This is a genomic window from Halorubrum sp. Boch-26 (assembly GCF_029889805.1).
Classification (GTDB): domain Archaea; phylum Halobacteriota; class Halobacteria; order Halobacteriales; family Haloferacaceae; genus Halorubrum.
In genome coordinates this window covers 1-8,750 of sequence record NZ_JARANT010000106.1, presented here as the reverse complement: position 1 = coordinate 8,750, position 8,750 = coordinate 1, and the positions used below count along the sequence as shown (strand labels likewise).

At 69.8% G+C, this 8,750-nt stretch carries 10 protein-coding genes; 5 read left to right on the top strand and 5 right to left on the bottom strand.

Going from position 1 to position 8,750, the window contains the following annotated elements:
• Positions 1-1,115, bottom strand: a 1,115-nt coding sequence (locus tag OQF71_RS12715; RefSeq protein ID WP_280588116.1) for a phosphoglucosamine mutase, incomplete at its 3' end; no start/stop codon positions are given.
• Between the two features lie 118 nt (positions 1,116-1,233).
• On the opposite strand from OQF71_RS12715, the gene OQF71_RS12710 reads away from it, so the two are divergent.
• Complete coding sequence (locus OQF71_RS12710; protein WP_280588115.1) at positions 1,234-1,836, top strand: hypothetical protein; 603 nt, start codon at positions 1,234-1,236, stop codon at positions 1,834-1,836.
• 48 nt (positions 1,837-1,884) lie between these two features.
• On the opposite strand, the gene OQF71_RS12705 is transcribed toward OQF71_RS12710, so the two are convergent.
• The 4 genes from OQF71_RS12705 to OQF71_RS12690 form a co-directional block, all read right to left on the bottom strand.
• The gene (locus OQF71_RS12705) at positions 1,885-2,493 is read right to left on the bottom strand and encodes a hypothetical protein (protein WP_280588114.1); all 609 of its coding nucleotides are present in this window, start codon (positions 2,491-2,493) and stop codon (positions 1,885-1,887) included.
• A 43-nt stretch (positions 2,494-2,536) separates the two neighbouring features.
• Positions 2,537-2,923 carry a hypothetical protein gene (locus tag OQF71_RS12700; RefSeq protein WP_280588113.1) on the bottom strand — a complete coding sequence of 129 codons (387 nt, stop codon included), beginning with the start codon at positions 2,921-2,923 and terminating at the stop codon, positions 2,537-2,539.
• A complete protein-coding gene (locus tag OQF71_RS12695; RefSeq protein ID WP_280588111.1) occupies positions 2,923-3,618 on the bottom strand; it encodes an ATPase domain-containing protein in 696 nt (231 codons plus the stop codon). Before OQF71_RS12695 ends, OQF71_RS12700 begins: the two co-directional genes overlap by 1 nt.
• Before the next feature lie 166 nt (positions 3,619-3,784).
• Complete coding sequence (locus OQF71_RS12690) at positions 3,785-4,255, bottom strand: chemotaxis protein CheW (protein WP_280588110.1); 471 nt, start codon at positions 4,253-4,255, stop codon at positions 3,785-3,787.
• 102 nt (positions 4,256-4,357) lie between these two features.
• On the opposite strand from OQF71_RS12690, the gene cheB reads away from it, so the two are divergent.
• From cheB to OQF71_RS12670, 4 genes are all read left to right on the top strand, one after another.
• Positions 4,358-5,470: a chemotaxis-specific protein-glutamate methyltransferase CheB gene (cheB, locus tag OQF71_RS12685; protein WP_280588109.1), complete on the top strand. Its 1,113-nt coding sequence runs from the start codon at positions 4,358-4,360 to the stop codon at positions 5,468-5,470.
• Positions 5,470-7,743 (top strand): chemotaxis protein CheA, encoded by a 2,274-nt coding sequence (locus tag OQF71_RS12680; RefSeq protein WP_280588107.1) that lies wholly within the window; start codon positions 5,470-5,472, stop codon positions 7,741-7,743. Before cheB ends, OQF71_RS12680 begins: the two co-directional genes overlap by 1 nt.
• On the top strand, positions 7,740-8,543 hold the full coding sequence (locus tag OQF71_RS12675) for a protein-glutamate O-methyltransferase CheR (RefSeq protein ID WP_280588106.1): 804 nt from the start codon (positions 7,740-7,742) through the stop codon (positions 8,541-8,543). Before OQF71_RS12680 ends, OQF71_RS12675 begins: the two co-directional genes overlap by 4 nt.
• Positions 8,543-8,750, top strand: a 208-nt coding sequence (locus OQF71_RS12670) for a HEAT repeat domain-containing protein (RefSeq protein WP_280588105.1), incomplete at its 3' end; no start/stop codon positions are given. The genes OQF71_RS12675 and OQF71_RS12670, both read left to right, overlap by 1 nt.

Below are 8,750 nucleotides of genomic sequence, written 5' to 3'. Positions count from 1 at the left end.
CGACGCACGAAGTGGTTGTCGCCGTAGGGCGCAACGGCCGCGCTGACAGGGGCGCCGCCGGTCGCGAGCAGTTCGAGGAAGCGCGCGCCGATGTACGCGCCGTCTCGCGAGAGCCGGTACGGCGGGAAGAACACCCCGCCGTTGCCCTCGCCGGCGATCGGTACCCGGACTCCCGCCTCGTGAAGCTCGCGCGTTCGGGTGATGATGTTCGTCGCGCCGATGGGCGTCAGCTCCAGGTCGGCGTCGTTCGCGTCGCAGACGTCGACGAGCCGCTGGGAGACGTTGACGGCGCTGACGACGGCGTCGCCCGGCTCCAGACAGGCGTCGGCCATCGCCGCGAAGGAGGTGTCTCCGTCGACGAACTCGCCGTGCTCGTCGACGAAGACGGCTCTGTCCGCGTCGCCGTCGTGCGCAACCCCGACGTCGGCCCCGGAGGTCGCGACGAGCCGGGCGAGCGCTTCGAGGTTCTCGGCGACCGGCTCCGACTCGCGGCCGGGGAAGTGACCGTCCGGCGTCGCGTTCACCGTTATCACTTCACAGCCGAGCTCCCGGTAGATCCGCGGCGATGAGACCGACGCCGCGCCGTGACCGGGATCGACCGCGACCGTCAGGTCGGCGTCGGCGATCGCCTCGCGGTCGACCGCGTCGAGCAGCTGGTCGACGTAGTCGTCGACCGCGCCCTCGGCGGTCGCCGTCGCGCCGGCGGTCCGCCAGTCGGCGAGGTCGTAGTCGTCGTCGAGGACGCGGCGCTCGACGCGTTCGAGCACGTCGACCGAGAGTTCGACGCCGTCGTCGCCGACGAGCTTGATCCCGTTGAACTCCGGCGGGTTGTGCGAGGCGGTGACGAGCACGGCGGGGATCCCGGCCGACTCGCAGTAGTTGCCGACCGCGGGCGTCGGCACGACGCCGAGCCGGTCGACGTCGCAGCCGACCGCGGCCAGCCCGCTCGCGGCGGCGTTGGCGAACAGCTCGCCGGTGGTACGGGTGTCGCGGGCGACGGCGACCCGGTCGGCGTCCCACACCGATCCGGCCGCCTTCGCGATGTCGAGGACGAGCTCCGGCGTGAGGTACCGCAGCGCGACCCCGCGAATACCGCTGGATCCGAACAGCTCCATGGACGGCCATGCGCCGGCCGACGGGAAAGCGGTTCCGAACGCGTGGCGCGTCGGCTTCTCAGCGCGTCGGAAAATCCGAACGCGTGCGGTTGAAACGGCTCCCGCCCCTACGGTCCGCATGGAGCGCACGCGACGCGATCTGTTAGCGCGGGCCGGGGCGACGCTTACCGCCGCGGGCTCGGTCGGCGTCGTCGGCTGCCTCGACTTCGCCGCCGGCGACGGACCGCAGGGCCCGGAGGGAACCCCCGAGACGCTGGCCTGCGAGGACGACGAGTTCGTCCGGCTCGCGCAGCCGTTCGAGGGCGACGTCGAAGGGACGCTCGTCGAGACCGACGAGACGACGTTCGAGCTGTCCTCGGAGGGGAACTCGGAGACGTACGGCCAGTCGCTCCGCCTCGTGTTGCGGAACACCGGCGACGAGCCCGGGACCGCGCTCGGCCGGCACGCCTACTCGATCCAGCGGGAGACCGCGTCTGGGTGGCTCGACGTCCGCGGCTCGCCGGCGGGCGAGTCGGTCGACCTCCCCCGATCCGAGGAGACGCTCGATTCGAGCGGGGCGTACAGCTGGTCGATCGACCTCGACGAGGCGTCGATCTCTTCGGCGGTTCCCGACCTCGACCTGACCGTCTGTCCGCCGCTCGGGCCCGGTACGCATCGGTTTGTCTACTGGGGGATCGTGGACGCGCCGCCGCTCGGGACGCAGTTCGAACTGATCGGATAGACGGTCTGGTCACGGTCGCGAGCGGCCGTCTCGGGGGCGTCGCTTCCGCTAGAACTGCGTCCACTCCGAGGGGCCGCCGACCCGCCCGCGGACCCGGAACTCGCGATCGTCGCCCTCGACGCGCGTCTCGAGGACGACCTCGAACGGCTCGTGGAGGGTGTGGACCACCTGCTCGTCGTGCGCCGTCGACCCGACGACGCCGACGAAGGGCCATCCCTCGCCCGAGGTCTGCGAGGTCATGACCCGGGTGAACCGGTAGATCCGCTCGGGGTCCCAGTACATCAACAGCTGGGAGAGCGAGTAGACGCCGACCGCGCGGTCGCGGCCGGTAGAGGACTCGACGATGTCGGTGAACTTGATCCCGATATCGGTGAGATTCCCGGCGCTGCCGACGTACTTCGTCGTCAGCGTGTCATCGCGCTTGTCGCCCTGTTCGTGGGTGACGCAGTCGATGACGGTCACGTCGTCGCCGTCCAGTCCCGTGATCGTCTCGTAGTCCCCGCGGACCTTCTCCGCGGTGCGGCCGGTCGAGATGACGATCGGCTTGGCGGTCCACTCGGCGAGCAGCCGGTTGAACAGGTCGTACTTCCCGCTCATCGGTGGGCCGCTGATGAGAACGCTGTCGGCGTCGCGGACAGCGTCGGGAAGCACGGTCATGTCTCTGTTTTGTGTTGGTATCGCGTAAAACCCTTCCGAGGGATCACTTCCGCAGCATCGACGGGAAATCGAGCGACGACGGGGGACCCTCTCGGGGGCGCTGGGTCAGTGTCAGATCCGTTATCGCTCCGGGGAGCGCGGCCCGCACGGGCGGCTCGCGCGGCGCGCCCGCCCCGTCGACGAGCGCGTTCCACACCTCTTCCGGATCGTCCGCCTCGTCGGCGGCGTTGAGCGCCTTCGCCCGCCCCTCGTCGTACGCCAACTCGACGAGGCTCTGGTCGTACGCGTTCGGGAACGCCTCCATCACGCGTTCGATCTCGGCCGGCCGTCTGTTCCCTACTCCCTCGGCGACGCCGAGCGCGAACGCCCGATGGACCGCCTCTTCGCGGCTGAGCTCGTCCCACTCCGTGCCGAAGGTCCGGTCGTACATCAGTGCGTCACCGTCGCGGCGGCGCCGACGCGGAGCCCGCCGTCCGTGAACTCGATGTCTTGAATATCGGTGTCGATGTCGGTCCCACGCATCTTCAGCACCTGAATTCCGCGCTGCATCCCGTCATCTTCGAGGTAGTTATGCATAAAGACGACGCCGTGCGCCAAGTAGTGCTCCTCGGAGTAGGCGCTCGGGTCGGTCATCTCTGAGATGAGCAGCGTCGTCGCGTCGGTCCGCTTCAGCGAGGAGAGCAGCTGGATCATCGTGTCCTCGTCGTCGTCGAGGAGGAACCGCAACAGCATCGTGGAGTCGAAGACGACGCGGTCGATGTCGCGGGAGTTGATGAAGCCGGTGAGTCGGTTCGTCACGCCGGAGTGATCCCGGCGCTCGCCGGGGAGGCCGAAGAACCGGCGACCGTCCGAGGAGAACGAGTCGAGGAACGTGACCCGGTCCGTGTCGAGCGCCCGGTCGAACCCGAACTCGTACCCGCTCATGTCGCGGCGGATCCCCTCTTTGGTCTCGTGCATACTAACGTACAGCACGTCCTCGCCGTTGCGAGCGCCCTGCGCGGCGAACTGCGAGCAGAACGTCGTTTTCCCGCTGCCGGGAGGACCGCTGACAACGTACAGGCGGTTCTCCGGGAACCCGCCGTCGACGAGGTCGTCGAACCCGGGAACGCCGCTTGTGGCGCGCATACGGAATGACTCGACGGTCGGCGGATAAGGATTGGCACCCGTTTCTCAGGGGTGAGAACGGTCGGGGCCGCGTCCCCGCCGCGTCCGTCGGATCTCGACTCGCCGCCGACGGCGCCGGGGGCCGGTTCGTCGGCCGCGGCGGCGGCCGCGACGGCGCCCGCGCCGGTTACGCCTCGGCGTCCTCGGGGACCACGTCGGCGGCGTCGAACTCCTCCACGTCGGGCGAGACCCAGACGACGAAGCGGTCGTCGGACTTGACGATCCCGCGGATCCCCTCGTCGTCTACCGTCGTTCCTTGGTCGACGTCCTCGGCCGCGACGTCACGGACCTGAAACACCTCGTCGACCATCCAGCCGACGGTGCCGCCCTCGTCGATCTCCTCGTCGTCGAACACGACGATTCGCTCGCGCGGCCCCTTCGCGGCGATGTCAAAGAGCGTCTTCGGGTCGACGATCGTCGTCGTCCGTCCGCGCAGGTCCATCACGCCTTCGACGTGGTCCGGCGAGTTGGGGATGCGCGTGAGCTCGCCCGCGTCGACGATCTCGTCGATGACGCCGATGTCCAGACAGTACGTTCCGTCGCCTAATCCGAACTCGAGCACCTTCGTGGGTTCGGCCTCCGTTTCGGTGGCTGCCATGGACGGAGTTGCGGCGAAGGGACCAATAACCGTGTCCCCTGAATTATCAGGGGTGATTACTGGGTCCATGCATTTATGCTGATTCTGGCTCCGGTATCGTACATGAGTAGGACGACGGATCGGCGGGGCGGTCGCGATGACTCCGTACGGGTAGTCGTCGTCGATGACTCGCCGTTCATGCGAGGGTTGATCTCCGACCTCTTGACCGACGCGGGGGTCGCGGTCGTCGGCGAGGCGGGCGACGGCGCCGAGGCGCTTTCGGTGGTCGCCGAAACACGCCCGGACGTCGTGACGATGGACGTCGAGATGCCGGGAATGGGTGGAATCGAGGCCGTAGAGCGGCTGATGGACGAGACGCCGACGCCCGTACTGATGTTGTCGGCGCACACCGCCGAGGGCGCGGAGGTGACGTTCGAGGCGCTCGAACGCGGTGCGGTCGACTTCTTCTCGAAGCCCGGCGGCGAGGTCTCCACCGGCGTCTCCCGCGAGTCGGATCGGCTCGTCGAGGCCGTCCGGTCGGTCGCGGACGCCGACCTCGACGCGGCGACTCGCGACCGACGCGAGCGCGACGCCGCCGACAGCGGCACGGGATCGGCCGCCTCGGGGGCATCGACCCCCTCGACGCCGCCCGCGACCGTCGAGGTCGACGGCCCGCTGACGGTCGTGATCGGCGCGTCGACCGGCGGACCGAACGCGGTCGAACGCGTCATGTCGGCGCTGCCGATGGCGGACTGTCGGGTGGTCATCGTCCAGCACATGCCGGAGGCGTTCACCTCGCGGTTCGCCGACCGGCTCGACGAGGCCTCGGCGTACGACGTGCGCGAGGCGAGCGACGGGGCGCGGATCGGCTCCGGCGAAGCGCTCGTCGCCCGCGGCGGGAGCCATACTCTGGTTGACAGCTACCGGTCGGGGCGGCTCCGCGTCAAGCTCGACGAGGACGACTCGCAGTCGGTCACGCCCGCGGCCGACGTGACGATGGGCTCTGCGGCCGACGTGGTCGACGGCCCGCTCGTGGGCGTCGTGTTGACCGGAATGGGCGCCGACGCCTCCGAGGGGATCCGGGCGATGGCCGACGCGGGTGCGCGGACGATCGCGCAGAGCGAGGACACCTGCGTCATTTACGGGATGCCGAAGCGCGCTGTCGAGTCGGGCGGTGTCGACGAGGTCCACGACCTCGACGACGTCGCCGGCGCGATCGTGGGGGGTGAAGCCTGATGGACTCCCACCGCGCCGCGTTCGTCGCCGAGGCGGAAGACGGTATCACCGATCTCAACAACGCCCTGCTCGCCCTCGAGGCCGACCCCGAGGACGCCGAGGCGATGGACGACGTGTTCCGCGTCGCGCACACGCTGAAGGGGAACGCCGCGGCGATGGGGTACGACGACGTCTCCGACTTCGGACACGCCCTCGAGGACCTGCTCGACGCGGTCCGCCAAGGCGACCGCGAGGTGACGCCCGAGCTGATGGACCTCCTCTTCGAAGGCGTCGACACCGTCGAGGCGATGGTCGCGGAGATCGCCGACACGGGCGACGTGTCCACCGACCCCTCTGGCCTGGAGGGTCGCCTCCGCGAGATGGAAGAGCACGGGACCGTCGGCGGCTCAGGGAATGACGCCGACGCCGGTGGCGACGACGCGACTGACGCCGACGAGACCGCGGACGGTGACGACCAGTCCGCCGAAAGCGACGACGCGGGAGACGAGGCCGACGCCTCCGATGTCTCCGTTCCCGACCTCCCCGCGGCCGCCGCGGAGCTCGACGGTCCCGTCGCGTACGCCGACGTGACGATCGGCGAGACGTCGATGGCCGGTGTCGACGCCGCGCTGGTGTTGCAGGCGCTCGACGAGCAGTTCGACGCCTACGTCACCGAGACCGACCCGGAGGCGCTGGAGGACGGCGAGTACGACGAGGGGTTCGACGCCTTCGTCTCCGGCGCCGACCCCGACGTGGTCGCGGAGGGGATTGGTGCGCTCACGCAGGTCGAATCGATCGCGACGGCGCCCGTTGACGAGGCGGCCGACAGCGACGAGGCGGCCGACAGCGACGAGGCGGCCGACAGCGACGAGGCGGCCGACAGCGACGAAGGGGACGAGTGGGAGTCGACCGAACCGGAAGCGGCCTCCGCCGACGGGCCGGCCGAAGTGTCGGAGCCGGACGAACAGTCGGATCCCGACGAGGCCGACGCGGATTCGGGGGACGGCGAGTCGGACGACCAGTCCGACTCCGCGTCCGGAAAGGCCGACCGCGACGAGATCAAGTCGATCCGGGTCGACGTCGACCAAGTCGACGAGCTGTACGGGCTCGTCGAGCAGCTGGTGACGAGCCGGATCAAGCTCCGACGGGAGCTGGAGGCGGCCGACGCCCAGTCGGACACGTTAGACGAGCTCGACAAGCTCGCGTCCAGCCTGCAGGACACAGCGATGGACATGCGCCTCATCCCGTTCTCGCAGGTGTCGGACTCGTTCCCGCGGCTCGTCCGCGACATCTCGCGGGACCTCGACAAGCGGATCGACTTCGAGATCGAGGGCGACGACGTCGAGCTCGACCGAACGATCCTCACGGAGATGCGCGACCCGCTCGTCCACGTCCTGCGGAACGCGGTCGACCACGGGATCGAACCCTCCGAAGAGCGCGAGGCCGCCGGCAAGGACCCGACCGGGCACGTCAAGCTGACGGCCGAGCGCGAGCGCGACCACGTGATCATCGAGGTCGCCGACGACGGCGGCGGGCTCGACCCCGACCAGCTCCGCGAGAAGGCGGTCGACGAGGGCGTCAAGAGCCGCGAAGCGGTCGAGGCGATGGAGGACGACGAGGTGTACGACCTCGTCTTCCACCCCGGTTTCTCCACCGCCGAAGAGGTGACCGACGTCTCCGGACGCGGCGTCGGGATGGACGTGGTCCGGACGACCGCCCGCGACCTCGACGGCTCCGTCGCGGTCGAGAGCGAGCCCGGCGAGGGGACGACCGTCCGGTTCCGGCTCCCGGTCACCGTCGCCATCGTGAAGGTGATGTTCGTCGACGTCGGCGGCACGGAGTACGGGATCCCGATCAAATCGATCGCCGAGGTCGCCCGCGCGGACGACGTCGAGGAGGTCCACGGCGACGAGATCGTCCGCCACGAGGGCGACCTCTACCCGGTGATCCGGCTGAACGAGCGCCTCGCGGACAGCGGCGCCGCGGCGGCCGGGTCGGGCGTGGGCGCCGGTGGACCCGGGAGCCGCGGCGCCGGTGACGCCGGGCCGGAGGGCGGGCCGCCGGCCGACACCGAGCCCGCGACGACCGACGGCGGTGTCACCGACGAGGGGATGCTCGTGCGCATCCGCGAGGAGACACGTCAGGTCGCGCTCCACTGCGACGCGGTGTTGGACCAGGAGGAAGTGGTGGTGAAACCGCTCGACGGCCCGCTGTCGGGGACCCCGGGACTCAGCGGCACGGCGGTCCTCGGCGACGGCGACGTCGTCGCCGTGCTCGACGTGGTGAGCTTATGAGCGGCGAGACCTCCTTCGAGGGCGTCCTCCGACAGATCGACGACACCGTCCCGTTCGAGCCCGGCTACTACAACGAGTCGTACCTCGACCGGCGGATCACGGCGCGGATGCGCCGCCGCGACACCGACTCGCATTCGGAGTACGAGCGGCTGCTCCGCGAGGACGACGACGAACGCCAAGCGCTGATGGACGCGCTCACGATCAACGTGACGGAGTTTTTCCGCAACCCAGAGATGTGGGACGCGCTCCGCGACGTGCTCCGCGAACGGACGAGCGAGCAGCGGCGGGTCCGCGTCTGGTCGGCCCCCTCCGCGGACGGTCGGGAGCCGTACTCGGTCGCGATGCTGGCCTGTGACGACCCCGATATCGACGAGTCGCGGATCGAGGTGCTCGGCTCCGACATCAGCGAGGAGGCGCTCGAGAACGCCAGTGAGGGCGTCTATCACACCACCCGGACCACGAACATCGCGGAGGAGCTGGAGCCGCTCTCGAACCCCGACCGTTACGTCGATCGCGACGGCGACACGTTCCAGGTCCGACCCGCGGTCCAGCGGCTCGTCGACTTCGAGACGCACGACCTGATCCGCGACGGCTCGCGCGGCCCCTTCGACGTCGTGTTGTGTCGTAATCTGCTGATCTACATCGATGTCGACCACAAGGGGGCGCTGTTCGACACGCTGGAGGCGTCGCTCGCCGACGACGGCGTGCTCGTGCTCGGCATGACCGAGAGCGTCCCGCCGGACCGGTCAGACAGGTACGAACCGATCGACAAGCGCCGGCGGGTGTTCGGGAGGGTCTGATGTCGCTGTACCAGCACGCCCGGGAAGAGAACGTCGAACGACTCAGGGACGCGCTGGGAAGCGACAGCGACGCGGTCCGGCGCCGAGCGGCCGAGTTTCTCGGCGAGGTCGGCAGCGTCGACGAGCAGCCGACGGTCGACGGGCTCCTCCGTGCGGCGCCCAGCGCCGACGCCGCGGAGGTCAGAGGGGCCCCCGTCGGCGCGCTCG